A 25,917-nucleotide genomic window follows, 5' to 3' on the forward strand; every position below is an offset into this window, starting at 1 on the left:
ATCGCTCCAGGCTGTTGGCCTGCTTCTTGCTGTCCTTGGCGTCATCGAAAAGTCAAAGCGAAGGCGGGAGGATACATGGGCGCGGCGACGGAAACGTTTTACAGCGTGATCAGGCGGCAAGGCATCACGCGTCGGAGCTTTCACAAATTTTGCAGCCTGACGGCGACGAGCCTCGGGCTCGGGCCGCTGGCGGCGAGCCGCATCGCGAACGCGCTCGAGACCAAGCCGCGCGTGCCCGTGATCTGGATGCACGGCCTCGAATGCACCTGCTGCTCCGAGAGCTTCATCCGGTCCGCGCACCCGCTGGTCAAGGATGCCGTGCTGTCGATGATCTCGCTCGACTATGACGACACCATCATGGCGGCCGCGGGTCACCAGGCGGAGGCCATCCTCGAGGAGACCCGCGCCAAGCACAAAGGCCAGTACATCCTCGCGGTGGAAGGCAATCCGCCGCTGAACGAAGGCGGCATGTTCTGCATCGACGGCGGCAAGCCGTTCGTCGAGAAGCTCAAGATGATGGCCGAGGACGCGATGGCGATCATCGCCTGGGGCGCCTGCGCGTCCTGGGGCTGCGTGCAGGCGGCAAAGCCCAATCCGACACAGGCGACGCCGATCGACAAGGTCATCACCAACAAGCCCATCATCAAGGTGCCGGGATGCCCCCCGATCGCCGAGGTGATGACCGGCGTCGTCACCTTCATCACCACCTTCGGAAAACTGCCCGAGCTCGACCGCCAGGGCCGGCCGAAGATGTTCTACTCGCAACGCATTCACGACAAGTGCTACCGCCGTCCGCATTTCGACGCCGGCCAGTTCGTCGAGGAGTGGGACGACGAGGCCGCCCGCAAGGGCTACTGCCTCTACAAGATGGGCTGCAAGGGCCCGACGACTTACAACGCCTGTTCGACCGTGCGCTGGAATGGCGGCGTATCCTTCCCGATCCAGTCGGGCCACGGCTGCATCGGCTGCTCCGAGGACGGCTTCTGGGACAAGGGCTCGTTCTACGACCGTCTCACCAACATCAAGCAGTTCGGCATCGAGAAGAACGCCGATCAGATCGGCATGGTGGCGGCGGGCGCGGTCGGCGCCGCGGTGGCCGCGCATGCGGCCGTGACCGCAGTGAAGCGGCTCGCGACCAAGCGCGAAGACGCCGACCACAACAGCTGAGCGAAAAGAAACACTAGGGTAGGAACACCATGGGTATCCAGACTCCCAACGGCTTCAATCTCGACAATTCCGGCAAGCGCATCGTCGTCGATCCGGTGACCCGTATCGAAGGTCACATGCGGGTCGAGGTCAATGTCGACGCCGACAATGTCATCCGCAATGCGGTCTCGACCGGCACGATGTGGCGCGGGATCGAAGTGATCCTGAAGAACCGCGATCCCCGCGACGCCTGGGCGTTCACCGAGCGGATCTGCGGCGTCTGCACCGGCACCCACGCACTGACGTCGGTGCGCGCGGTCGAGAACGCGCTCGGGATCACCATTCCGGAGAACGCCAATTCGATCCGCAACCTGATGCAGCTTGCATTGCAGGTGCACGACCACGTCGTGCATTTCTATCACCTTCACGCGCTGGACTGGGTCGACGTCGTCTCCGCGCTCTCGGCCGATCCGCGGGCGACCTCGACGTTGGCGCAGTCGATCTCGAACTGGCCGCTGTCGTCGCCCGGCTATTTCAAGGATCTGCAGACAAGGCTGAAGAAGTTCGTCGAGTCCGGGCAGCTCGGTCCGTTCAAGAACGGTTATTGGGGCAGCAAGGCCTACAAGCTGCCGCCCGAGGCCAATCTGATGGCCGTGGCGCATTATCTGGAGGCGCTCGACTTCCAGAAGGAGATCGTCAAGATCCACACCATCTTCGGCGGAAAGAACCCGCATCCGAACTGGCTGGTCGGCGGCGTGCCCTGTCCGATCAACGTCGACGGCACGGGTGCCGTCGGCGCCATCAACATGGAGCGGTTGAACCTGATCTCCTCGATCATCGACCGGCTGATCGAGTTCAACGAAATGGTCTATCTGCCCGACGTGGCGGCGATCGGGTCGTTCTACAAGGACTGGCTCTATGGCGGCGGCCTCTCGGGCCAGAGCGTGCTCGCCTATGGCGACGTGCCCGAACATACCAACGACTATTCCGCCAAGAGCCTGAAGCTGCCGCGCGGCGCCATCATCAACGGCAATCTGTCCGAGGTGTTTCCGGTCGATCACGCCAACCCCGACGAGATCCAGGAGTTCGTGGTCCACTCCTGGTACAAATACCCCGACGAGACCAAGGGTCTGCATCCCTGGGACGGCGTCACCGAGCCGAACTACGTGCTGGGGCCCAATGCGAAGGGCACCAAGACCGCGATCGAGCAGCTCGACGAGGGCGGCAAGTATTCGTGGATCAAGGCACCTCGCTGGAAGGGCCACGCCATGGAGGTTGGCCCGCTGGCGCGCTGGGTGGTCGGCTACGCGCAGAACAAATCCGAGTTCAAGGATCCCGTCGACAAGTTCCTGAGGGATTTGAACCTGCCGACGTCGGCGCTGTTCTCGACGCTCGGTCGCACCGCCGCGCGCGCGCTCGAATCCGTCTGGGCCGGACGGCAGATGCGCTACTTCCAGGACAAGCTCGTCGCCAACATCAAGGCCGGCGACAGCTCTACCGCCAATGTCGACAAGTGGAAGCCGGAGAGCTGGCCGAAGGAAGCCAAGGGCGTCGGCTTCACCGAGGCGCCGCGCGGCGCGCTCGCGCACTGGATCAAGATCAAGGACACCAAGATCGACAACTACCAGTGCGTCGTGCCGACCACCTGGAACGGCTCGCCGCGCGATCCCAAGGGCAACATCGGCGCCTTCGAGGCGTCGCTGATGAACACGCCGATGGTCAATCCCGAGCAGCCGCTCGAGATTCTGCGCACGATCCATTCCTTCGATCCGTGCCTGGCCTGTTCGACGCACGTCATGAGCCCGGATGGCCAGGAGCTCGCCAAGGTCAAGGTCAGGTAGGAGGGCGCCATGATGGATGCAGTTGCTCCCGCCTCCGACGCGAGGCCCGACCTCGCGGCGATCGCCGCCGACGCTTCCGGAGAACGTGCGGTGGGGCGTCCCACCGTCTATGTCTACGAAGCGCCGGTGCGGATCTGCCACTGGGTGAACGCGTTCTCGATCATTGTGCTGATGGTGACCGGCTATCTGATCGGAACGCCGCTGCCGACGGTCGCGGGCGAGGCGTCCGACAACTTCGTGATGGGCTACATTCGCTTCGCCCATTTCGCAGCGGGACAGGTGCTCGCGGTGTTCTTCCTCACGCGTATCCTGTGGGCCTTCGTCGGCAACCATCACTCCCGGCAGATCTTCTACATCCCGGTTCACCGCAAGCAGTTCTGGAAGGAAGTGCTGCATGAAATCCGCTGGTACGCGTTCCTGGAACGCGAGCCGAAGATGTATGTCGGGCACAACCCGCTGGCGCAAACCGCGATGTTCACGGGCTTCACCCTGTTCGTGGCCTTCATGATCGTCACCGGCTTTGCGCTCTATTCGGAAGGTCAGGGCATCGACAGCTGGCAGCACAAGCTGTTCGGCTGGGTGTTTGCGATCTGGCCGAACAGCCAGGACGTCCACACCTGGCACCATCTCGGCATGTGGGCGCTGGTCGTGTTCGTGATGGTGCACATCTACGCCGCGGTCCGTGAAGACATCATGTCGCGCCAGAGCATCATCTCCTCGATGATCTCGGGCGAGCGGCAATTCCGCGACTGAAACGGGAAGACTGACGATGCCGACATCCTCGCAAGACAATCGCATCCTGGTGCTCGGCATCGGCAACATCCTGTGGGCCGACGAAGGCTTTGGCGTGCGCGCGGTGGAGGAGTTCCACCGCCGCTACGCCGTGCCTGACAACGTCACGATCCTCGACGGCGGCACGCAGGGGCTGTACCTCGTGAACTATCTGGAGGAGGCCGACCGCCTCATCGTGTTCGACGCCATCGACTATGGGCTCGAGCCCGGCCGGTTGAAGCTCGTGCGCGACGACGAGGTGCCTCGCTTCACCGGCGCCAAGAAGATGAGCCTGCACCAGACCGGCTTCCAGGAGGTCATCAGCGCCGCCGACCTGCTCGGCCGGTGCCCGAAGCATCTCGTGCTGATCGGCTGCCAGCCGCTCGATCTCGAAGACTGGGGCGGGCCGCTGACGCCGCCGGTGCGCGACCAGATCGCGCCCTCGATCGATCTCGCCTGCCAGGTCTTGGCCGAGTGGGGCGTCACGGTGAGCCGCCGCAGCGCGCCATTGGCGGAGTCCGAGCGGCTGCTCGCCAATGACATCGATCACGCCAATTACGAGATGCGGCCGGCCTGAGAGGCGCGATCTCCGGAGAAAGCACGATGTGCCTCGGCCTGCCGATGACGATTGTCGAGACGGATGGCGTCTCGGCGCTGTGCGCATTTCGCGGCGAACAGCGCCGCGTCTCCGTGCTGCTGCTCTCCAACCCGCCGGTCGGCACCCACGTGCTGGTCTATATCGACACCGCGATCCGGCTTCTCGATGAGGAAGAGGCGCGCCTGATTGGCGCCGCGATCGACGGTCTTGGTGCTGCGCTCGACGGTGAGGATTGCGACCGCTTCTTCGCCGATTTGATCGACCGCGAGCCGCAACTGCCAGCGCACCTGCGGTCCGAATAGGCCCACGTCCAGGCATCAACTGGAATCACCGCCTCCGCGGCCGGATCGGCGTGCGGGCGCCACAAGCTACCTGGAATGCGTCTTTCTATCTGCAAAGATAGCTTTCACTGAATGTGGAAAGTATCTTATCATCGGGGGGCTGCATCATCGGCGCGCAATAAAATATCTGATGTAAGTCAATGAGATAAATCCGGAAAGTCGCTAGCATGTCCTGGCACATGCCTTGCTAACCCCTATCCCGAGCAATTCATAAGCTTATCAGGGGAGGTCCAATGGAATTCCAGGTGGGGAAGCATGATCTGACGCGGCACGGCCTGAATGAGGTCGATGCCGCGACGGTTGAACATTTTCTTGGCGCAGCAGACGAGGCTGGTGCGATCGCCGTGCTGCTGTCGGCGGGCGATCCCAACCGCTTTCCGGAGGCGACCGACGTCGCTGTGGTGCTGCCGGAGCTGATCGCCGCATTCGGCGGCCGGCTGCGCGGTGCGGTCATCGCGCGCGGCGACGAGAGCGCGCTCGGCCAGCGTTTTGGCGTCCGCGTGCAGCCGACGCTGATCTTCGTCGCCAAGGGCGAGACACTGGGGCTGATCGCCAAGATCCAGGACTGGTCAGTCTATGTCGACCGCATCACCAAGCTGATCGACCGGCCGCGCGGGCAAAGCGCCGCGGTGGCCGTCACCATCGTGCCCCAGCACCGCACACAAGGTGCCGAGTTATGAAAGTCGGATTCTGGGATGCGCCCGAAGGCGCCGAGCAACCGGTCAGCGTGTTTCCGATCGGCGAAGAGAGTCTCAATGCATCGAAAGGAAGCCTCACGGCGGCCGGTGCGCTCGCCAAGCTTGCAACGCTCGACAGCGCGGAGCTTGCCAGGAGCTGCCCAAACGCGGTCGCGCTGCTCTCGCGGATCGCAGATGCGATCGCGGGCCAGAAAGCCGACGCGCCGTCGCAATTGTTCCGGCTCGCCAATCTCAACGATCTCGAGAGCAAGCTCATTGCCGACGTGCTCGGCGAAGGCGAGGTCGCCGGCGTCGTCGCGCTGCCGGATGGATCGCTGGCGCAGATCCAGGAATCGGTGCTGGCGGGGATCTGGCGCGTGCGGCTCGAGACCGACGCCAACCACGAATACCTCGAGATCGGCGCCGTCCCGGAGATCGTCAAGCGCGCGGCCGCCGACCTGACATCCGCCGATTTCGAGATCGGACAGGTGCCCGAGGGTGCCATGAACGTGCTGCCGGTGCTCGCCGAAATCCGCGAGCGCGCGCTCGCGTGGCGGCCCGGCATCCGCTCGCAGATCATCAATTTCACGCTGTTGCCGATGAGTCCGGTCGACATGAGCTTTTTGCAGGACACGATCCGGAACGGACCGATCCAACTGGTGTCGCGCGGCTACGGCACCTGCCGGGTGCTGTCCACGGGCATCCGCAATGTCTGGTCCGTGCAGTTCTTCAACGCCATGGACACCATCATTCTCGATACGCTCGAAGTCGGCGGCGTGCCGACCGTTGCGCTGGCCGCGGACGAGGATTTCGAGGATTCCGCCGAGCGGCTCAAGGAAATCATCGAGGCCTATTTCAAATGAGCGCCTTCGAGAATTTTGGCGTGCGCCAGGACGTCACCGACGTCACGCGGCTGGAATGCGGCATCTGCTGGACCGTCTATGATCCGGCTGACGGTGACGATGTGGCGCAGATCGCGCCCGGCACGCCGTTCGCGGCGTTGCCGGAGGAGTGGCACTGCCCGAATTGCGACGCCCCGAAGTCCAAGTTCATGGCGATCGAATCATGACCGGGAGCGCGCCAAATCCGGACGCCGACGCCGTAGCATGGGGCGATCTCCTGGCCGGAAGCTATCGGGAGATCGGCGAGCGCGCCATGCGCGATCTGCCGATCTACAACGATGCGCTCGGCGTCGAGGCGGTCGGCTTCCGCGCCTTCAACGGCACGATCGTCGGCATCATGGTCACGCCCTGGTTCATGAACGTGGTGCTGCCGGCGAGCGCGGTGGCACAGGCCACCTCGGGCGCGACTGCGCGTATTCGTTTTCCCGCGGGCGATATCGAGTTCACCATCAGCGAGGTCGGGCAAATCGGCCGGATCGCGAGCTGCTCGCTGTTCTCGCCGATGTTCCAGTTCGCCGACATGGACGCCGCGCGGGCGACGGCTGAAGCCGCGCTTGCCGAACTGATGCTGCCGGCCGACAGCGAGGAGGCGGTTCGCCGCCGCGAGCCCGCGACAACCCCGATCGATCGGCGTAATTTCCTGCGGGGTACCCTGACGGAGCGGCGCGGATGAGCCTCTCGTTCCGCAACGAGATCGACATTACGGTGTGGCTCTCCGGCGCCACGATCGCCGACGTCGCGATCCAGCCGCGCAGCCGGCCGCCGCTGACGCGCCTGTTTGCGGGAAAGCCGGCGGCCTCGCTGCTCCCGGTGCTGCCGCGGCTGTTCTCGCTCTGCTCGGTTGCCCATCAGGTCGCATTCCTGTCGGCAGTGGAAGCTGCGCAAGGGCAGGAGGCGGCGCCCGCGACGGTGCGGCATCGCCTCACCGTGGTCGTCGCCGAACGGCTGACCGAATTGCTGCGCGGCCTCTTCGTCGGACGGCGCGGGCTCGACGGCACAAGCGCTGCGGCGGTGCGCGCCGTGATGCAGGCGAGTGCGCTCCTCGGCGGTCCGAGCGAGGCCGTGCCGCAGGCCCTGCGTCGCGATGCGGTCGCGCAGATCAGGACCGCGGTCGGCACGCTGGGGATCTCCGAAGACCATGCGCTTGCGTCGGGCAGCGCGCTCGCAGCTTCCGTCGAGGGATGCGATGGCAAGCTGGTGTCGCAGCCGGTGGCCGAGCCATCGTTCCTGACGGCGGCTAACGATCTCGATATCGTCGCGCGTCTGCTGGCGGACGGGGCGGCCTATTCCGATGCGCCGGACCTCTGCGGCCAGATTCCGGAAACCGGCGTCTGGGCACGCAAGGCGCACCGCGAAGAGATTTCATCGACGGCGGCGGGCCCCGCCGCGCGCCTGAGGGCGCGCATTGCCGAGGTCGCGCAGCTGTGCACCTGGCTCGATCACGGCGACGCGGATCTCGAACACGGTATCGTGGCGAGCTATCGGCTCGGCGCCGGCAAGGGCGCGGCCGCGGTCGAATGTGCGCGCGGCCGACTCTATCACGCCGTCGTACTCGACGACGAGGATCGCATCGTCAACTTCGAATTCCTGGCGCCGACCGAGTGGAACTTTCACGCCCGCGGTCCACTGGTCCAAATCCTCAAGGGCGCGACGCTCGCCGCCGGCCGACCGGGCCAGGATGCGGTTCGCGCGCTGGTCGGCTCCTTCGACCCCTGCGTCGGCTTCAGCCTTGATTTTCGCGAGGCCGGCCATGCATGAGATGGCGCTGTGCGAAGGCATCATCGGCATCGTCGAGGAGGAAGCGCGCAAGCGCGCTTTCGCCAAGGTGAACGTCGTCTGCCTCGAGATCGGTGCGCTCAGCCATGTCGCGCCGGAGGCCCTGAAATTCTGCTTCGAGGCCGTCGCCGCGCGGACCATCGCGCAAGGCGCCAAACTCGAGATCGTCGAGACGCCGGGCACGGCGTGGTGCATGGCCTGTTCCAAGAGCGTCGAGATCAAGCAGCGATACGAACCGTGTCCGTCCTGCGGCGGCTATCAATTGCAGGTGACGGGCGGCGAAGAGATGCGCGTGAGGGAATTGGAGGTCGACTGATGTGTACGGTCTGCGGCTGCAGCGACGGCAAGGCGTCCATCGAACATGCCCATGATCATCATCATGATCACGGGCATGACCACGATCATGGTCACGACGGGCATCATCACCACCACCACGGTCATGACCATGACCACCATCATCACCACGATCACTCCCACGGCGATGCCGGGCTGCTCGACTGCGGCGCCAATCCGGCCGGCCAGAAGATCGCCGGCATGAGCAGCGACCGCATCATCCAAGTCGAGCGCGACATCCTCGGCAAGAACGACAGGCTCGCCGCCGACAATCGCGCCCGCTTCCGCGCCGACGAGGTGCTTGCCTTCAACCTTGTCTCGAGCCCCGGCGCCGGCAAGACCTCGCTCTTGGCCCGTGCCGTCTCCGAGCTGAAGGACAGTTTTGCGATCGGCGTGATCGAAGGCGACCAGCAGACCTCCAACGATGCCGAGCGCATTCGCGCGACCGGCGTGCCGGCGATCCAGGTCAACACCGGCAAGGGCTGCCATCTCGATGCCGCCATGGTCGGCGAGGCCTATGACCGGCTGCCCTGGCTGAACGGCGGGCTGCTTTTCATCGAGAATGTCGGCAACCTCGTTTGCCCGGCAGCGTTCGATCTTGGCGAAGCCTGCAAGATCGTGGTGTTCTCGACCACCGAGGGCGAGGACAAGCCGTTGAAATATCCTGACATGTTCGCCGCCTCGTCCCTGATGCTGATCAACAAGATCGATCTCGCGCCCGTCCTTGATTTCGATCTGGCGAAGACGATCGAATATGCACGGCGGGTCAACCCGAAGATCGAGGTGCTGACGGTGTCGGCGCGCACCGGCGAAGGCTTTGCGGCGTTCTATGCCTGGATTCGCAGGCGGATGGAGGCGACGAGGCCGGCCGCGATGACGGCGGCGGAATGACGATGGGCGGCGAGGCTACAGCACTGGACGGACGGCGGCTGCGCCTGCATGTGCGTGGCGCGGTGCAGGGTGTCGGCTTTCGTCCCTATGTCTACGGCCTCGCCACGCGCTATGGCCTCGGCGGTTTCGTCGCCAACGATCCCCACGGCGTCATCATCGAGGTGGAAGGAGAGCGCGCGTCGGACTTCGTCGCGGCGCTGCCGCTCGAAAAGCCGCCGCTCGCCCGCATCGACGAGATCTCGGTGCACCCGGTCGGCGCCATGGCGAGCGAGGAGTTTTGCATCCGCGCCAGCAAGCAGGGCAGGGTATCGACGCGCATCGTCGCCGATGCCGCGACCTGTCCGGAATGCCTGAGCGAGCTGTTCGATCCCGCCAGCCGGTTTCATCGCTACCCCTTCGTCAACTGCACCCATTGCGGTCCGCGCTACACCATCGCCGAGCGGCTGCCCTACGATCGCCCCACCACCGCGATGAAGCGCTTCGCGATGTGCAAGGCCTGTGCGGACGACTATGCCGACCCCAGGAGCCGCCGTTTCCATGCCGAGGCGATTGCCTGCCCGCAATGCGGCCCAAGGCTCAGCCACGGAATCGAGGAGATTGCCGCCGCGATTGCCGCAGGCAAAATCGTCGCGATCAAGGGGCTCGGCGGCTACCAGCTCATCTGCGATGCCCGTGACGAAGCGGCCGTGCAGCGGCTGCGGCAGCGCAAGGAGCGCGACCAGAAGCCGTTTGCCGTGATGGTCGGCTCGGTGGACGCGGTCGCCGACTTCACTACTGCCGATGCTGCCGAGCTCGCCTTGCTCGAAACGTCGCCGCGGCCGATCGTGCTGATGACGTCCCGCCATAGCCTCGCGCCTGCGATTGCGCCGGGGCTGTCGCGGATCGGCATCATGCTGCCGGTCGCACCGCTTCATCACCTGATCTTCGAGGCGCTGAATTCGGTGCATAAGCGGGCCGGCGAAAGCTGGGCGACCGTCGCCACCAGCGCCAATCCCGGCGGCGAGCCGCTTCTGATCGACGATCGCGAGGCGGAGCTGCGCCTTGCCGGCATCGCCGATCTCATCGTCACCCATGACCGCGACATCGTCACGCGCGCCGACGATTTCCGTGGCGGCGGTCGTCGCCGGGCGGACGCGGTTCATCCGCCGCGCCCGTGGTTACGTGCCCGAGCCGGTTCGTCTCGCGCAGACCGTGCCGCCGATCCTGGCCGTCGGCGGCGCGCTGAAGTCGACCGTGACGGTCACGCGCGGTAACGAGGCCTTCGTCTCCCAGCATATCGGCGATCTCGACACCGCGGAAGGCGTCCGCTTCTTCGAGGAAACCGTCGGCCATCTGCTGTCGACGCTGGACGTCGAGCCGGTAGTTATCGCCCATGACTTGCACCCGAACATGGCTTCGACCCGCTTCGCCGAAGCGAGCGGAAAGCGGCTGATCGCGGTCCAGCACCATCATGCCCATGCCGCTTCCGTCATGGCGGAGCATGGCCTCACGGGACCTGCGTTGGCGCTGGTGCTCGACGGCTTCGGCCAGGGTAGCGACGGCGGCAATTGGGGCGGCGAGCTCCTGCTGTGCCAGAGCGCGCAGTTCCGGCGGCTCGGACATCTGGCGCCGATGATGTTGCCGGGTGGCGATCGTGCCGCGCGCGAGCCGTGGCGCATGGCCGCAAGCGTGCTGCATGGCCTTCGCCGCAGCGATGCGATCGCAACCCGTTTCGCGGCGCAGCCGCAGGCCGCACGTCTCTGCGCCATGCTCGAACAGCCGGGCGTGCCGGTGACGACCAGCGCCGGCCGGCTGTTCGACGCAGCGGCGGGATTGCTCGGTCTCTGCCCGGTGCAGAGCTATGAGGGCGAAGCCGCGATGAAGCTGGAGGCGCATGTTCGCACGCCACGCATCGCGAAGAGCGGCTGGACGATCGAGGATGGCGTGCTGTCCCTGTTTCCATTGCTTGCGCGGCTTGCGGCGGAGGGCATCGATCCAGTCGACGGGGCCGGGCTGTTCCATGGAACGCTTGCGGCTGCCTGCGTCGACTGGATCGGCCGCGCGGCGCGCGAGACCGGCATCACGACCGTCGCCTTGAGCGGCGGCTGCTTTCTCAACGCGATCCTCAGTTCCGAGATTGAGCGCGGCTGTATCGCTGCCGGTCTCTCGCCGCTGTTGCCGCGGCAAATGCCGCCCAATGACGGCGGTCTCAGCCTCGGGCAGGCCTGGATCGCCGCACTCAAACTCCTCGAACCGCAAGGCCAGGAAGGAACCGCCTGATGTGTCTCGCGATACCCGCTGAGGTCACAAAACTTCTGCCCGACGAGATGGCGATCGTCTCCATCGACGGCGTCAGCAAGGAAATTTCGGTCGCCCTGATCGAAGACCTCGCCGTCGGCGACTACGTGATCATCCATGTCGGTTACGCTCTGACCAAGATCGATCCGGAGGAGGCGAGGCGGACGCTCGAATTGTTGCGCGAGCTCAGCACCGAGGGACAGGGAGCCGCGTCATGAAATATGCCGATGAGTTTCGCGACAAGGAGATCGCGCTCGGGCTCGCCAAAGCGATCCGCGCGGAAGCCGATCCGCGAAAGCCCTATCGCTTCATGGAATTCTGCGGCGGCCATACCCACGCGATCTCGCGTTACGGCCTCGAGGACATGCTGCCGAAGAACGTGCGGATGATCCACGGGCCCGGCTGTCCGGTCTGTGTGCTGCCGGCCGGACGCATCGACATGGCGATCCGGCTCGCGATGCGGCCCGACATCATCCTGTGCGTCTATGGCGACTTGATGCGCGTCCCGGGCTCGCAGGGCGCATCGCTCCTGAAGGCGAAGGCCCGTGGTGCGGACATCCGCATGGTCTATTCCACGATCGACGCGATCCGGATCGCCGAGGATAATCCCGGGCGCGAGGTGGTGTTCTTCGCCATCGGCTTCGAGACCACGACGCCGCCGACCGCGGTCATGATCCGATTGGCCGGGAAGAAGCAACTCGAAAACTTCAGCGTGTTCTGCAACCACGTGCTGACGCCGCCGGCGATGCAGAACATCCTGGAGAGCCCGGACATCCGCAACATCGGCCGCGTCGAGATCGACGGTTTTGTCGGACCCGCCCACGTCTCGACCATCATCGGTACTGCGCCTTACGAGTTCTTCGCCGAGGAGTTCGGCAAGCCGGTGGTGATCGCGGGCTTCGAGCCGCTCGACATGATGCAGGCGATCCTGATGCTGGTGCGGCAGGTCAACGAGCACAGGCATGAGGTCGAGAACCAGTACAGCCGCGCCGTGAACCGCGACGGCAATCTGCGCGCCAAGGAAGAGGTGTCCGACATCTTCGAGCTGCGCGACCAGTTCGAGTGGCGTGGGCTCGGGCAGGTGCCCTATAGCGGGTTGAAGCTGAAGCGCGCTTACGCGAAATACGACGCGGAGGTCCGCTTCGACATGAACGAGCTGCGCGTCGACGACAATCCGGCCTGCGAATGCGGCGCGATCCTGCGCGGTGTGAAGAAGCCGGTGGATTGCAAGCTGTTCGGCACCGTCTGCACACCGGAGACGCCGATGGGATCCTGCATGGTCTCCTCCGAAGGCGCCTGCGCCGCGCACTGGACCTATGGCCGCTTCCGCGATCATCAGCAGAGGCGGGCGTCATGAAGGCCTATCAGCGCAAGCTCGACATCAGGAACGGCTGCGTCGACCTGTCCCACGGCTCGGGCGGCCGCGCCATGGCGCAGTTGATCTCCGGCCTGTTCCACGAGGCCTTCGGCAATGAATGGCTGGCGCGCGGCAACGACCAGTCGGCGTTCGACGTCCGCGCCGGGCGCATGGTGATGACGACCGACGGCTATGTGGTCTCGCCGCTGTTCTTTCCCGGCGGCAATATCGGCTCGCTCGCGGTGCATGGCACCGTCAACGACATCGCCATGGCCGGCGCGAAGCCGCTCTATCTCTCGGCGAGCTTCATCATCGAGGAGGGCTTTCGCTTCGCCCACCTCAAGCTGATCGCTGAGTCCATGGGGGAGGCGGCGCGCGACGCCGGCGTCCACATCATCACCGGTGACACCAAGGTGGTCGAGCGCGGCAAGGCCGACGGCCTGTTCATCTCGACCGCGGGCGTCGGCGTCGTGCCTGACGGGCTCGATCTGTCGGCCGAGAAGGCCCGCGTCGGCGATCGCGTCCTGATCTCCGGCACGCTCGGCGACCACGGCGTCGCCATCATGTCCAAGCGGCAGAATCTCGCTTTTGAGACCGAGATCGTCTCGGACTCGGCGTCGCTGCACGATCTCGTCGCCAGGATGGTGCAGGCCGGCGGTCGTGGCATCCGCCTGATGCGCGATCCCACGCGCGGCGGGCTCGCCGCGACGCTGAACGAGATCGCCCAGCAGTCCAACCTCGGCTTCCATCTCCTCGAGGAGGCGATCCCGGTGAAGCCGGGCGTGGCTGCGGCTTGCGAGCTGCTTGGACTCGATCCGCTCCACGTCGCCAATGAGGGCAAGCTGGTCGCGATCGTCGCGCCGGAGGCCGCCGGAGCGGTGCTGGCCGCGATGCGGGCGCATCCGCTCGGCCGCGACGCCGCCGACATTGGCGAGGCCGTTGCCGACGATCATCATTTCGTGCAGATGGCGACGAGCTTCGGCGGCGGTCGAATCGTCGATTGGCTGTCGGGCGAGCAACTGCCGAGAATCTGTTGAGGCTTCGAGATGCGCATCCTGCTGCTATCGCACTCCTTCAACAGCCTGACGCAGCGGCTCCATGTCGAGTTGCGCGAGCGCGGCCACGAGGTTTCGGTCGAGCTGGACATCCACGCCGACGTCACGCGCGAGAGCGTGGCGCTGCATCGGCCGGACCTGGTGATCGCGCCGTTCCTGAAGCGCGCGATCCCCGACGACGTCTGGCGGAGCGTGCGCTGCCTGGTCGTCCATCCCGGGCCGCCCGGCGACCGCGGTCCGGCCGCGCTCGACTGGGCGGTTCTGGAAGGCGTCGCCGAGTGGGGCGTCACGGTGCTACAGGCGGATGGCGAGTTCGATGCCGGTCCAATCTGGTCGTTCCGCAGCTTCCCGATGCGGTGCGCGGCCAAGTCCAGCATCTACCGCAACGAGCTAACCTCCTGCGCGGTCGCAGCCGTGCTCGAAGCGGTCGCTGCGATCGAAGCCGGACAGGCTGCCCCGCAGCCGATGCAGGCGGGTGACCCGCGCATTCGCGTGCGCGGACCTTGCCGTCAGGCGGACCGGACGATCGACTGGCAGCACGACAGCATCATGACCGTGCTGCGCAAGATCAACAGCGCCGATGGCATGCCGGGCCTCGTCGATAGCCTGTTCTTCCAGGAGGTCAGGCTGTTCGATGCGCACGAAGCGCACGATATCTCCGGCGTGCCCGGCACCGTCATCGCGCAATGCGAGGGCGCGCTGGCGCGTGCCACGGTCGATGGCGCGGTCTGGATCGGCCATGTCAGGCGACTCGCGCCGAAGAGCCTGAAGCTGCCGGCTGCGAAAGTCTTCGCCGCGGAGGCGGCGTATTTGCCGCACCGGCCTGGCTGCGGCTACGCCCCGATCCGGTATCGCGAGCATGGCGAAGTCGGCGAGCTCGCGTTCTCCTTCTACAACGGCGCCATGGCGACCGGCGACTGCGAAGCCTTGCTCGGCGCCTATCGCGCGGCGCTGGAACGCCCGACCAGGGTGTTGCTGCTGACCGGCGGCCCCGACTATTGGTCGAACGGCATCCATCTTGCCGGGATCGAAGCGGCCGAAAGCGCCGCGGACGAGTCCTGGCGCAACATCAATGCGATCGACGATCTCGCCCGCGCGATCATCGAGACCACCGATCGCCTGGTCGTCTCGGTCATTCGCGGCAATGCGGGTGCGGGCGGCGTGTTCCTGAGTCTTGCCGCCGACGAGGTCTGGGCGAGCGACCAGGTCATCCTCAATCCGCATTACAAGGACATGGGCAATCTCTACGGCTCGGAATACTGGACCTATCTGCTGCCGCGCCGTGCGGGGGCCGCGAACGCAACCCGGATCACGCAATGCCGGCTGCCGATGGGCGTGGCGGAAGCCCGGCGCCTCGCCATCGTCGACCGCGTGCTGTCGGGCGAGGCGCTCGCCGACGCAAGCCTCGTGCAGAGCGGCGCAGCCATGGCGTCGGATGCCGGCTTTGCCGCGCGCCTTGCCGCCAAGCGGCAGCGGCGAGCCGCCGATGAGGCCGAAAAGCCCCTGCAATCCTACCGCGACGAGGAGCTGCGGCGGATGAAGCTGAATTTCTACGGCTTCGATCCGAGCTATCATGTCGCGCGCTACAATTTCATCCATAAGGTACCGAAGTCGCGCACGCCGCTGACCATCGCTGGTCACCGTATCAGGCGTGCGCCAGGTCGGCCTGTCGGCATGGCGGTGTCATCGTGAGCATTCAGGGAACCATTCTCGTCGTCGACGACGAGGTCCGCTCGCAGGAAGCGTTGCGGCGCGTGCTCAGGGAGGATTTCGAGGTGCTCTGCGTCGGCAACGCGACCGATGCGGAGAAGCTGCTGGAGGGCGAGATCGTCCACGCGATCCTCTGCGACCAGCGGATGCCGCACGAATCCGGCGTGAGCTTCCTGAAGCGCGTCCGCGAGCTCTGGCCGGACCCGGTGCGGATGATCATTTCCGGCTATTCGGAGTCCGAGGACATCATCGCGGGACTGAACGAGGCCGGCATCTATCAATACATCACCAAACCCTGGCAGCCGGACCAGCTGGTCGAAACCGTCAAGGAGGCGGTTCAGCTCTATCGGCTGCAGAAGGAGACCGAGACCGCCGGCGTCGACGTCAAGGCGACCTCCGGGCACATCAAGAAGGTCGTCTCGGTCAAGCGCGGAGTGGCCAAGCAGCTCTACGATTTCGACCGCATCGTGCATTCGACGGAAAGCCCGATGCACGCCGTGATCGAGCTCGGCAGGCGCGCCGCCGACTACGATATCTCGGTTCTGATCACCGGAGAATCCGGCACCGGCAAGGAGCTTCTGGCTCGCGCGATCCATTACGGCTCGGCGCGGGCCAACAGGGCGTTCGTGGTCGAGAACTGCGGCGCGCTGCCGGACGAGCTCCTGGAAAGCGAGCTGTTCGGTTGCAAGAAGGGCGCCTTCACCGGCGCCTACCAGGATCGCATCGGACTGTTCGAGGTCGCCGATGGCGGCACGATCTTCCTCGACGAGATCGGCGAGACCTCGCCGGCGTTCCAGGTCAAGCTGCTGCGCGTGCTGCAGGAGAGCGAGATCCGGCCGCTCGGCGCGCAGCGCGTGCGCAAGGTCGACGTTCGCGTGGTGGCGGCGACCAATCGCGACCTGGAGGCGGAGGTCGAGGCCGGCCGCTTCCGGCGCGACCTGTACTACCGCCTCGCCGCATTCCCGGTGCACATGCCGGCGCTGCGCGAGCGCCCGATGGACATCCCGCTGATTGCGGAGGGCGTGCTGTCGGCGGTCAAGAGCTCCTTCAACCGGCCGAACCTGCGCTTCGCGCGTTCGGCGCTGGAGGAATTCGGCAAATATCACTGGCCGGGCAACGTCCGCGAGCTCCAGAACGAGATCCAGCGCATGGCCGTGCTCGCCGACCGGGACGAGCTGGCCGCGCCGCCGCTGCTCGGCCGCCGCAATGGGAAGCGATCCGCGCCGCTGCCGGCCCACGGCAGGCTGAACGGATCGGCCTCGCTGAAAGACAAGGTGGAGGATCTCGAGAAGTCGGTTATCATGAACTGCCTGGAGAGGAACGACGGAAACATCAGTCGTGTCGCCAGCGAGCTGGGTCTCTCACGGGTAGGGCTCAGGAACAAGCTGTCCAGGTATGATCTGAGAAAAAATGCCAAAGGCGACGCATTCTCCTGAAGCGAGCGAGGCGGATTCGCTGCTCAAGCTGGTCACCAGCGGCGGCGCGATCGAGTTCGACCGCGAGCGCGAGGGCGCCTGGATCGAAGTCATCCGCAAGATGGACGAGGTCTATTCGGACCTGTTGCGCTACGAGGTCGACCTCGAGCACAAGAACGCGGAGCTCGAGGAGGCGCAGGCCTTCGTCACCAACGTCATCGAATCCGTCTCGGACATCCTGATCGTCTGCGACGCCAGGGGGATGGTGCAGCAGGTCAATTCCGCGTTTCAGCATGCGCTCGGCCGCAGCGTCGGGGACGTGGTCGGCAGGAACATCGCCGACGTCATCGATGCCGCCGACGGTGCCAAGCTGGTGCCGCTATTGAAGCCGCGCGGTACGCCCGACGTCGTCGACGGTGAATTGAGGTTCGCGACGGACGGCGGCAGCACCGATCTGTTCGCGATCAACAGCTCGCCGCGCCACGATCATCGCGGTCGCTTCATCGGCGTGGTGCTGACGGGCCGGCCGATCGGCGAGCTGCGCCGCGCCTATGAGGCGCTGCACAAGGCCCATCAGGAATTGCAGCGCGCCCAGCGGCAGCTGGTCGAGCAGGAGAAGATGGCGAGCCTCGGCCGTCTCGTCGCCGGCGTCGCGCACGAATTGAACAATCCGATCAGCTTCGTTTACGGCAACATTCACACGTTGATCCGCTACCGCGCGGCCATCGTCGCCTATCTCGACGCGATCCACGGCAAGGGCCGGGCGAGCGACCTCGCCGCACTGAAGAAGAGCCTGCGCATCGACGAGGTCATGGAGGATTTCGGCCCGCTGATCGAGGGCACCATGGAGGGGGCGGTCCGGATCAGCGAGATCGTGAAGAATCTGCGCCGGCTCTCCTTCAGCAAGCTCGGCGAGGTCGAGCGCGTCAATATCGAGCGTTTGATCAACACCGCTGTGCTGTGGGCCGTCCGCACCAAGCAGGTGCGCATCGACCTGCAGATGGAGCTCGAGCCGGAACTCTGGATCTCCGGCAACGAGGGACAGTTGCACCAGGTCATCGTCAATCTCGTCGAGAACGCGATCGACGCGATGCGCGACACCGAATTGCCGCGGCTGGTCGTCTCGGCGGCGCGCAAGGGCAACGAGATCCTGTTCCGGATTTCGGACAACGGTCCGGGAATCGACAAGGATCACATCAGCCACATCTTCGAGCCGTTCTTCACGACCAAGCGGGTCGGCGAGGGCACGGGACTCGGCCTCTGGATCAGTTACGGCATTGTGCGCGAGCACGGCGGCGAGCTTCTCGCCGCGAATGAGCCGGACGGCGGCGCGACGTTCTCTTTTGCCTTGCCGGCTGCGTAAACACCTGGCGCGCAGCTCTCTAACGAAGGCTATCGATACGTCCTCAGGACGTGAGTTCGCCTGTGTCGGCGCGGCGCTTTGCAGCAAGCAAGACTTTTCTCATCTGCCTGACCACCGGCGGCTCAAACTTCTCAATCATTGCGGCAATCTCAGGATCGAGAATACCTTTGCGACCATTGCGGCCGCGGACATCGCTGGCGTGCCTGAGAATGCGGTCGCGCGTGCGCTGCGCGATTGCTGTCGCGAAGAAGAGACGCAAAGTCACTTGCAAGCTATCTCCAACTCGTCCGCGTCGCGGAGCATTTCATCTTTGTCGCTCGCCTTCGAGCTAACGAACTTCATGTTCACCCGAGGCGGCACAGCGAAATCCACGTCTAGGTAGGCCGTTCCCAAACGCATAGTGCTCTGAATGCGCTTTGCTGTTGTGGCGCTCGTGATCAGCGCGGAAACCAGCACGCCGCCGCTTGCTGCCTTTGCCGCGATTGCATTCACTTTTTGAACGTCGGGGTTGCCAGTCGATTTCAGTCGCAACCGGGCTTTGGGTGGCAGACCCCAGGTGATTTTGAATGTGGTGACCTCATAACCCATCTGTTCGAGGACAGGCAGCGCGTCGCCGACTTGCTGAATGAACGTGTTGAACTCCGTCATGACTTTGCCGGTCGCATCGGAAAGGTCTGGTAAGGAGAGGTCAGGCATCGACGGAAGGGATACGGACGGCATTGAAGGCATGGCTGGTATCATGTCACGCGCCGACTTGGTTATTCCGTCGATCCGGCTGGGAGCGGGCGTTTCCTCACACCGGGCGCTGCAAGTGGCGATGGCTAACAAGACGAGTATCAATATGCTCTCATCTGAAATTTCCTTGGCTAATCGTTCGCAGACACTATAGAAATATCTACAGTTTTAGGGGGCAATCATGTTCGATGCAATCACAGAGGGCATCAGAAAATGGCTGGTCGGCCGTTTTGCTTCGGCCATCAAGCATACGACGCGCGCGGAAGATCGGGTGCTCGCCGTACAATGGCTCAGCGAGTCGCGCGCTATCGTTGCCAGTGATCTGCGACCTGTCGAAAAATTCAAGGAGCTGAATACACTGATCAGTTCTCGAACGGCCATTGTTGCGATTGCGAAGAGTGTTTCTGAAGCCGTTTCAAACTACCGGAAATCCGACCTTCCGTTGTCGATGAAGATCGCTCTGCCCGCGACGTTAGCTGCCATTCCGTTAGTCGGCGGACATGCAGCCGGTATCGCAGCGTTTGGCGGTGCTCTTGGGGTCCCAGTACTATTGCTGATTTTTCTCGGCACGGCGGGCATCACATCGATAATCGAAGCCGTCATTACAAACCCTGAGGTGCGGCCTCATGTCGCCGAGATCATAGAGGTCATCATCCAAGACGAACGGCTGCGCCGCACTAGTGCGCGAATGAGGGCTGCGATGAAGGAGCAGCCGATGGACCCAACTCGGTTCGCCGTGCCGGTTGAGGAGTTGGCTCTTCGGAAGCATCTGCTTGGCATGGACCCCTTCCAGTTCGAGCGCCACACTATGAGCTTCTTCGAAGCCGCCGGCCTTGAGGCATGGGCGACGCGAAAATCGAACGACTTCGGTGCCGACGGCTTTGCCGTTCATCCTGATGGATTGATGGTCATACAATGCAAGCGACATTCGGCTGACAATAAGGTCGGACGGCCCACTGTCCAGCAATTCAAGGGCGTCATTGAAGAACAAGGCGCTTTTCGGGGCTACATCGTCACCACAGCCGCGTTCACTGAGGAGGCTACGGAATCGGCGAGGCTGTCCGATAGGATAGAGCTGGTCGATATGGACGCCCTGGTGCGGTGGCACACCGAAGCGCCGACCTTCTAGTGGCGTTTGAGGAGTACGACTAGAGCGCCGCGAATCCTGATTTTGTCGCGTTTACTTTGGCTGCCGCTAGCCAAATCCTGTCCTGTTTCGCCACCCCGTCAACCCTTCCCCGCGAGAATATTCCACTTTACCGAAATTCGGATTTGTCGTATGTGTCGCCCATCCCGGCTCATCCTTGAGGGGCGATCTTGTGTCGTCACGTTTCGCGAGCCGGGCTTGCGGTGGACGCGGCAGCGTCGGGCGCGAGAGGCGTGGGCGGGGCGGATTGCTCTCCGTGAGCCCAAGACTTCGTGCTGGATGAGCGGCGCTGTCAGGTTCGTCTCGTCTGTAAGTTTCCGGCTCCGTCGACAGGGCCGGGAAAACTGCGGCGAAATGGCGGGCCCTGCGTACGGCAAAACCGTGTGGTCCTGGCCGTCGTTGCTACGGTCAAGCTCTTGCGGATGCGGCAGTCGCGTCAACCGGCGCGGTGCTGGTGAATTTCGCGAGAGCGAGGGAGGCCAGCAAGAACTCGGCTCCCGGGAGAGCACGGCATAAGCCGTCCAACCACTGCGCAGGGAAGGCCGAGTGATTGGCTACACCTGTATGCTGCTGTGCGGTTCTTTTGCGCTACCTTTCGCGCAGCGGACCGCGGGTGCCGGCTGGCACCCGGCCTTCCCTGCGCCCTCTTGGCTAATGAGGGTGGAGTGATCAAGCAAACCTCGGGCGAAATGCGCCGCGAGACCGGGAAGGCATGTCCGCTGTTCGACAGGTCACGCATCCTGCGGCGCGGCTACGCCGGCGATGCGTCGCCGTGCCGGCAGGAACAACCCCGCAATCGCGCCGGCCAACGACAGCGTTGCGGCGAGGCTCATCGCCGCAGCAAATCCGCTCTCGAAATGCGCGGCCGAGTAGGCCCCGCCGTTGGCCGAGAAGGTCGCTACCAGCGCAGCGATGCCGAACATGCCGCCGAGGAAGCGCCCCATGTTGAAGACGCCGGACGCCTTGCCCATTTCCGCCACCGTGACCGAGCTCAGGATGGCGTTCTGCGCCGCCGGCATCGCCATCGAGACGCCAACGCCGGCCAGCACCAGCGGCGCGACCAGGGCGGAGTAGGGAGCCGCGGGATTCACGATCTCGGCGATCCAGCCAAGGCCGATCGCCTGCATCAGCAATCCCGTCACCACCAGCGGCCGCTCGCCGAACCTGTTGACGACCGCGCCGGCGATTGGCGCGGTGACGAACAGCGTCGCCGTCCAGGGCAGCAAGCGAAGTCCGGCGCCGAAGGCATCGAAGCCCAGCGTGGTCTGCAGGAACTGCGGCAGCAGGAACACCACGCCATACATCGCGGCGTAGAACAGGACGCTTGCCGACATGCCCGAGGCGAGGGCACGCGATGCAAACAGCCGCATCGGCACCATCGGCGCGGCCGTGCGCAATTCCCAGAGCACGAAGCCGGCCGCGAACACCAGGCCCGACATCAGCGCGCCCATGACCTCGGCGCTCGCCCACCCCACGGCGTTGCCGCGCAACAGGCTCCAGACCAGTGCGAGCGCCGCAAGCGCCACGAGCGACAGTCCGGGGATGTCCAACGCGGCGGCCGGTCCGAAGCTTTCGCGCAACCGTGCCAGCACCAGGGCGATCGCGATCAGGCCGATCGGCAGGTTGATCCAGAACACCCAGCGCCAGCAGAGATGCTCGGTGATGAAGCCGCCGATGGCGGGGCCTATGATCAGCGCGCAGCCGGTGATGCTGCTGAAAATGCCGAGCGCGCGGGCGCGCTCCTCGCGGCCGAACGTGCCGCTCAGGATCGCCATTGCGAGCGGCATCACCAGCGCGGCGCCGGCGCCTTGCAGCGCGCGGGCGGCGATCAGCGCGGTGGCGTTGCCTGCGAGCGCGCAGGCCGCCGATGCAACGACGAACAGGGCGATCCCGGCCGCGAACATGCGGCGGCGACCGAAGCGGTCGCCGAGTGCGGCGCCGGTCAGGAGCAGCACGGCGAAGGTCAGGTTGAAGGCGTTGACGGTCCATTGCAGCGTCTCGACCGGGCTGCCGAATTCAGCGCGGATGGCCGCGAATGCCGTCGTGATGATCATGGCGTCCAGCGCCATCATGAAGGATGCCAGCGCGGTGACGCCAAGCACCCAGTTCTGCTCGGCGCGATTGGTCGGGATCTGCATCGCCCTCTCTCCGTGTGCTGCGCCACCCTGTCGCGGCGCGTTCTGCGGGCTAGACGAGGCCGGAGGGGCAAGGGATGCGCCCGGAAATAATTTTTTCCGGGCCGCATCCTTCGGCTGCCGGCAAACGTCCTAGGGGTGAGGCGGCCGCGAGCCAGGTCGCGACATGAAAAAAGGAGCGCGCGATGAGAAGGACGTTGATCAGGTACAAGGCCAAGCCGGAACTGGCCGACCGGAACGCCGAGCTGGTTGCGGCGGTGTTTGCGGAATTGAAGGCGGAGAGCCCAGACGGCGTGCGCTATCTGACGCTGCGGCTGGAGGACGACAGCTTCATCCATTTTGTCGAGGCCGCGGCCGAGGACGGCTCGAGCCCGATCCCGAAGCTCAGGGCGTTTCAGGCGTTCCAGGACGGCATCCGCGACCGCTGCGCGGAGCCGCCGCTGGTTCGCGACGTGAGGATCGTCGGCAACTATCGTATGCTGGACGAGTCCTGAGCAGGCGAGGCGGAGGAACAATGGCGCCAGACCCCCTGGCCACCATCGATATCGAGTCCCTGCTGGCGGGGATGCGGCCGAAGCTGCATCGCTACTGCGCACGCATGGTCGGCTCGGTCATCGACGGTGAGGACGTGCTGCAGGATGCGCTGATCAAGGCGATGGAAGCGCTGCAAACGGTCACGCCCGCCGTCAATCCGGAGGGCTGGCTGTTTCGCATCGCGCACAACACCGCGCTGGATTTCCTGCGCCGCCGCAACCGGCAGGAGGCGCTGCATTCGGCTGAGGAGGTGGAGATGATTGCCGACCAGCTCGATGATTTGGAAAGCCGCCAGATCGCTGCCACCAGCCTGCGCACCTTCATGCGGCTGCCGGTGGCGCAGCGCTCCAGCGTGATCCTGATGGACGTGCTCGGCTGCTCGCTGGCCGAGGTCTGCGACATCATGGATTTCAGCCTGCCGGCGGTGAAGGCCGCGCTGCATCGCGGGCGCACGCAGCTGCGTGAGTTCGCCGGGCAGCCCGACGACGTGCCACAGGCGAACCTGTCGGACGCCGACCGCACGCGGCTCAACGCCTATGTCGGCCATTTCAACGCCCGCGACTTCGACGCCATCCGCGAAATGATCGCCGATGACGTCAGGCTCGAGCTCGTCAACCGCACCAGGTTGAAAGGCAAGGCCGAGGTGTCGCGCTATTTCGGCAATTATTCGAAGGTCAGCGACTGGCACCTGGTGACGGGGCAGGTCGACGGACGTCCCGCGATCCTGGTGTTCGATCCGAATGAGCCGAACGGGCGGCCGAAATATTTCATGCTGCTGAACTGGTCCGCCGACAAGCTCGCCACCATCAGGGATTTTCGCCACGCGGCGTACGTTATCGATGCCGCCGAGTGCGTGGTGGATAGAGGGTGAGCGGATGAGCGTACGCAGCGACCCTTCGCCGTACTTGAACGGAAAGAAAGTCGCATTCACCCTCGTCCGGAGGGCAATGATGCGATTGAGACAGCGCTCGTCGCGCTCCTATGTCCCCCTCAACTCCGATACCAACTCCCCAGATTCCACGTCGTGACGTCCCAGCCCGAGATGTCGGTCATGAGGCTGTTGACGGCGCCGCCGACGATGTTGCGCGACAGCAGCGGCACGAGCACGTTGGCTTCGCAGAAGATCTCGTTGACCTTGATCAGCTGCGCGGCGCGCTTGACCGGATCGAGCTCGCTTTGTGCGGCCTTGTAGGCCTTGTCGGCCTCGGGATCGGACCAGCGCGAGACGTTGCGGCCGAGCCACTTGTTCTCCTTGGTCGAGATCTCCCACGACACGCACTGGTTCAAGAACCGCTCCGGGTCGGGCTGCGGCTGCGTCGTGTTGTACATCTCCATGTCGCAATAGAGCTTCGAATAGGTGTCGGGGTTGCCGACATCGGACGAGAAGAACACCGATGCCGTGACCGACTTGATCTCGATATCGATCCCGGCCTTCTGGCAGGCCTGCTTGATGATGGCCTGCGTCTTCTGCCGCGGGGCGTTGATCGAGGTCTGGAAGACGTATTTGAGCTTCTTGCCGTCCTTCTCGCGAATGCCGTCAGCGCCCATCTTCCAGCCGGCCTCGTCGAGGATCTTGTTCGCCTTGTCGACGTTGAACTCGTATTTCAGTCTGCTCGACTTGAACTGGCTGGGCTGGTTGACGAAGCTCGCCGTCGCGACGGCGGCGCGGCCGTAGATGAATTTCTGGATTGCCTCGCGATCGACCAGCAGGTTGAACGCCCGGCGAACGGCCGGATCGGACAGCGTTGGGTGCTTGGTCTTGGCGTTCGAACGCTCGCCGTCGACCTCGGTCCACGGGTCCGTCGTGTTGAGGACGATGAACTCGACGCCGCCGGAGAGCGTGAACTCCACCTTGCCTTTGCCGCTGGCCTCCATGCGCTTGAGGACTTCGTCCTCCACCAGCAGGTTCCAGGCATAGTCGTATTCGCCGGTCTGCAGCACGGCGCGCGCGGCAGAGACCGCATCGCCGCCGCCCTTGACCTCGAGCGTGTCGAAATGCGGCTGGTTCCTGACGTGATAATCGGGGTTGCGCTCGGCCAGGATCAAATCGCCCGGCTTGAACTCGACGAATTTGTACGGGCCGGTGCCGACCGGCTTCAGATTGCCCGGTGCGTCGCGCGACTTCGCGCCGGCATAGTCGCCGAAATGATGTTTCGGCAGGATCTGGCCGACCGCGCCGACGAAGGGGTCGGCCCAGAACGGGGTCGGAGCCTTGAAGATGACCTTGACGGTGTGGTCGTCGATCTTCTCGACCTTGATGTTCTGGTAGGACCCCGTGGTGTACGCCGCGGTCGCGAGGTCCGCTGCGTATTGCCAGGTGAAGACGACGTCGTCGGCGGTGAAGGGCTTGCCGTCATGCCACCGCACGCCCTGCTTCAGCTTCCAGGTCACGCTGGTGCCATCCGGCGAGAGGCCGCCGTTCGCCTTGGTCGGAACCTCCGCAGCGAGGCAGGGGATGAGGTTGCCCTCCCTGTCCCAGCCGGCGAGCGGCTCGAAGAAGATGCGCGAGGCGACCTGGTCCTTGGTGCCGAGCGCGAAATGCGGATTGAGCAAGGTGGGGGCCTGCCAGATCAGGATCTTCAGCGGGCCGCCGCCGCCGGCCTTGGTCGGCTTGTATGGCAAGGTGGCATCCGCCATCGCCACGTCGTTCCAGAGCAGAATCTGGCTTGCAACGGGCGCCGCGATCCCGACCGCGGCCATTGTCCGGATGAACGAGCGCCGCGACAGCGTGCCGTCCTTCACCTCCGCGATGGCCTTGCGGATTTCGTTCTCGTTCATCGGATGAGCTCCACCTTCGCGCAGAAAAGTCGTCACCGGCGACCCATCATGTTGCATCGCGGGCAAGGCGGCAATGCCGACAAGGCGGGGAACCCCTGCGGCGAAATGGCGAAGGTGTGTATGGCGCGGTCGTGC

At 64.7% G+C, this 25,917-nt stretch carries 25 protein-coding genes and 1 pseudogene; 22 read left to right on the plus strand and 4 right to left on the minus strand.

The annotated features are described in order from the left end of the window. Window positions 1–75: 75 nt before the first annotated feature. The 19 genes and pseudogenes from ACVWW6_RS16635 to ACVWW6_RS16725 all read left to right on the plus strand — a co-directional run bounded on the left by ACVWW6_RS16635 (window position 76) and on the right by ACVWW6_RS16725 (window position 18,453). A complete protein-coding gene (locus ACVWW6_RS16635; RefSeq protein ID WP_011089680.1) occupies window positions 76–1,167 on the plus strand; it encodes a hydrogenase small subunit in 1,092 nt (363 codons plus the stop codon). A gap of 29 nt (window positions 1,168–1,196) precedes the next feature. Then, entirely contained in the window at window positions 1,197–2,987 is a 1,791-nt protein-coding gene (locus tag ACVWW6_RS16640) for a nickel-dependent hydrogenase large subunit (protein WP_456681060.1), read from the plus strand. Window positions 2,988–2,996: 9 nt separating this feature from the next. Beyond that, the gene (gene cybH, locus ACVWW6_RS16645; protein ID WP_028174193.1) at window positions 2,997–3,740 is read left to right on the plus strand and encodes a Ni/Fe-hydrogenase, b-type cytochrome subunit; all 744 of its coding nucleotides are present in this window, start codon (window positions 2,997–2,999) and stop codon (window positions 3,738–3,740) included. Window positions 3,741–3,756: 16 nt separating this feature from the next. Next, window positions 3,757–4,335 (plus strand): HyaD/HybD family hydrogenase maturation endopeptidase, encoded by a 579-nt coding sequence (locus tag ACVWW6_RS16650; RefSeq protein WP_011089677.1) that lies wholly within the window; start codon window positions 3,757–3,759, stop codon window positions 4,333–4,335. 26 nt (window positions 4,336–4,361) lie between these two features. Then, a complete protein-coding gene (locus ACVWW6_RS16655; protein ID WP_028174195.1) occupies window positions 4,362–4,658 on the plus strand; it encodes a HypC/HybG/HupF family hydrogenase formation chaperone in 297 nt (98 codons plus the stop codon). A gap of 272 nt (window positions 4,659–4,930) precedes the next feature. Further along, entirely contained in the window at window positions 4,931–5,377 is a 447-nt protein-coding gene (locus ACVWW6_RS16660) for a hydrogenase accessory protein (protein WP_456681061.1), read from the plus strand. After that, window positions 5,374–6,237 carry a hydrogenase expression/formation protein gene (locus ACVWW6_RS16665; protein ID WP_011089674.1) on the plus strand — a complete coding sequence of 288 codons (864 nt, stop codon included), beginning with the start codon at window positions 5,374–5,376 and terminating at the stop codon, window positions 6,235–6,237. Before ACVWW6_RS16660 ends, ACVWW6_RS16665 begins: the two co-directional genes overlap by 4 nt. Then, window positions 6,234–6,443 carry a rubredoxin gene (locus tag ACVWW6_RS16670; protein WP_011089673.1) on the plus strand — a complete coding sequence of 70 codons (210 nt, stop codon included), beginning with the start codon at window positions 6,234–6,236 and terminating at the stop codon, window positions 6,441–6,443. The genes ACVWW6_RS16665 and ACVWW6_RS16670 overlap by 4 nt, the downstream gene beginning before the upstream one ends. Beyond that, entirely contained in the window at window positions 6,440–6,949 is a 510-nt protein-coding gene (gene hybE / locus ACVWW6_RS16675; RefSeq protein ID WP_011089672.1) for a [NiFe]-hydrogenase assembly chaperone HybE, read from the plus strand. The genes ACVWW6_RS16670 and hybE overlap by 4 nt, the downstream gene beginning before the upstream one ends. Further along, window positions 6,946–8,034, plus strand: coding sequence for a nickel-dependent hydrogenase large subunit (locus ACVWW6_RS16680; protein ID WP_456681062.1), 1,089 nt, complete (start codon window positions 6,946–6,948; stop codon window positions 8,032–8,034). The genes hybE and ACVWW6_RS16680 overlap by 4 nt, the downstream gene beginning before the upstream one ends. Continuing rightward, window positions 8,027–8,368, plus strand: a complete 342-nt coding sequence (gene hypA, locus ACVWW6_RS16685; RefSeq protein WP_456681063.1) for a hydrogenase maturation nickel metallochaperone HypA — start codon at window positions 8,027–8,029, stop codon at window positions 8,366–8,368. Before ACVWW6_RS16680 ends, hypA begins: the two co-directional genes overlap by 8 nt. Beyond that, window positions 8,368–9,276 (plus strand): hydrogenase nickel incorporation protein HypB, encoded by a 909-nt coding sequence (gene hypB / locus ACVWW6_RS16690; protein WP_456681064.1) that lies wholly within the window; start codon window positions 8,368–8,370, stop codon window positions 9,274–9,276. The genes hypA and hypB overlap by 1 nt, the downstream gene beginning before the upstream one ends. Further along, window positions 9,273–11,535, plus strand: a pseudogene (gene hypF, locus ACVWW6_RS16695) (carbamoyltransferase HypF). The gene hypB and the pseudogene hypF overlap by 4 nt, the downstream one beginning before the upstream one ends. Then, entirely contained in the window at window positions 11,535–11,771 is a 237-nt protein-coding gene (locus tag ACVWW6_RS16700; protein ID WP_011089667.1) for a HypC/HybG/HupF family hydrogenase formation chaperone, read from the plus strand. The pseudogene hypF and the gene ACVWW6_RS16700 overlap by 1 nt, the downstream one beginning before the upstream one ends. Then, window positions 11,768–12,910, plus strand: coding sequence for a hydrogenase formation protein HypD (gene hypD / locus ACVWW6_RS16705; RefSeq protein ID WP_456681065.1), 1,143 nt, complete (start codon window positions 11,768–11,770; stop codon window positions 12,908–12,910). The genes ACVWW6_RS16700 and hypD overlap by 4 nt, the downstream gene beginning before the upstream one ends. Next, window positions 12,907–13,947 carry a hydrogenase expression/formation protein HypE gene (gene hypE, locus ACVWW6_RS16710; protein ID WP_456681066.1) on the plus strand — a complete coding sequence of 347 codons (1,041 nt, stop codon included), beginning with the start codon at window positions 12,907–12,909 and terminating at the stop codon, window positions 13,945–13,947. The genes hypD and hypE overlap by 4 nt, the downstream gene beginning before the upstream one ends. Before the next feature lie 9 nt (window positions 13,948–13,956). Next, window positions 13,957–15,657: a hydrogenase maturation protein gene (locus ACVWW6_RS16715; protein WP_456681067.1), complete on the plus strand. Its 1,701-nt coding sequence runs from the start codon at window positions 13,957–13,959 to the stop codon at window positions 15,655–15,657. Next, window positions 15,654–17,111 carry a sigma-54-dependent transcriptional regulator gene (locus ACVWW6_RS16720; RefSeq protein WP_011089663.1) on the plus strand — a complete coding sequence of 486 codons (1,458 nt, stop codon included), beginning with the start codon at window positions 15,654–15,656 and terminating at the stop codon, window positions 17,109–17,111. The genes ACVWW6_RS16715 and ACVWW6_RS16720 overlap by 4 nt, the downstream gene beginning before the upstream one ends. Continuing rightward, window positions 17,086–18,453, plus strand: coding sequence for a sensor histidine kinase (locus ACVWW6_RS16725; RefSeq protein ID WP_011089662.1), 1,368 nt, complete (start codon window positions 17,086–17,088; stop codon window positions 18,451–18,453). Before ACVWW6_RS16720 ends, ACVWW6_RS16725 begins: the two co-directional genes overlap by 26 nt. Window positions 18,454–18,496: 43 nt before the next feature. On the opposite strand, the gene ACVWW6_RS16730 is transcribed toward ACVWW6_RS16725, so the two are convergent. Together ACVWW6_RS16730 and ACVWW6_RS16735 are read right to left on the minus strand one after the other, a co-directional pair. Further along, window positions 18,497–18,724, minus strand: coding sequence for a hypothetical protein (locus ACVWW6_RS16730; RefSeq protein ID WP_456681068.1), 228 nt, complete (start codon window positions 18,722–18,724; stop codon window positions 18,497–18,499). Continuing rightward, complete coding sequence (locus tag ACVWW6_RS16735; RefSeq protein ID WP_456681069.1) at window positions 18,715–19,182, minus strand: hypothetical protein; 468 nt, start codon at window positions 19,180–19,182, stop codon at window positions 18,715–18,717. The genes ACVWW6_RS16730 and ACVWW6_RS16735 overlap by 10 nt, the downstream gene beginning before the upstream one ends. Window positions 19,183–19,369: 187 nt before the next feature. Here ACVWW6_RS16735 and ACVWW6_RS16740 point away from each other — a divergent pair, with 187 nt between their 5' ends. Further along, entirely contained in the window at window positions 19,370–20,317 is a 948-nt protein-coding gene (locus tag ACVWW6_RS16740) for a restriction endonuclease (protein ID WP_456681070.1), read from the plus strand. A 749-nt stretch (window positions 20,318–21,066) separates the two neighbouring features. Here the strand turns inward: ACVWW6_RS16740 and ACVWW6_RS16745 are convergent. After that, the gene (locus ACVWW6_RS16745) at window positions 21,067–22,473 is read right to left on the minus strand and encodes a DHA2 family efflux MFS transporter permease subunit (protein ID WP_456681071.1); all 1,407 of its coding nucleotides are present in this window, start codon (window positions 22,471–22,473) and stop codon (window positions 21,067–21,069) included. Window positions 22,474–22,655: 182 nt separating this feature from the next. Between ACVWW6_RS16745 and ACVWW6_RS16750 the strand changes: the two genes are divergently transcribed. Both ACVWW6_RS16750 and ACVWW6_RS16755 read left to right on the plus strand, forming a co-directional pair. Continuing rightward, window positions 22,656–22,964: a hypothetical protein gene (locus tag ACVWW6_RS16750; RefSeq protein WP_456681072.1), complete on the plus strand. Its 309-nt coding sequence runs from the start codon at window positions 22,656–22,658 to the stop codon at window positions 22,962–22,964. Between the two features lie 20 nt (window positions 22,965–22,984). Continuing rightward, window positions 22,985–23,875: a sigma-70 family RNA polymerase sigma factor gene (locus tag ACVWW6_RS16755; protein ID WP_060908763.1), complete on the plus strand. Its 891-nt coding sequence runs from the start codon at window positions 22,985–22,987 to the stop codon at window positions 23,873–23,875. 119 nt (window positions 23,876–23,994) lie between these two features. On the opposite strand, the gene ACVWW6_RS16760 is transcribed toward ACVWW6_RS16755, so the two are convergent. After that, on the minus strand, window positions 23,995–25,782 hold the full coding sequence (locus tag ACVWW6_RS16760; RefSeq protein ID WP_456681073.1) for a peptide ABC transporter substrate-binding protein: 1,788 nt from the start codon (window positions 25,780–25,782) through the stop codon (window positions 23,995–23,997). Window positions 25,783–25,917 lie beyond the last annotated feature (135 nt).

Source organism: Bradyrhizobium sp. USDA 3311, assembly GCF_054062495.1.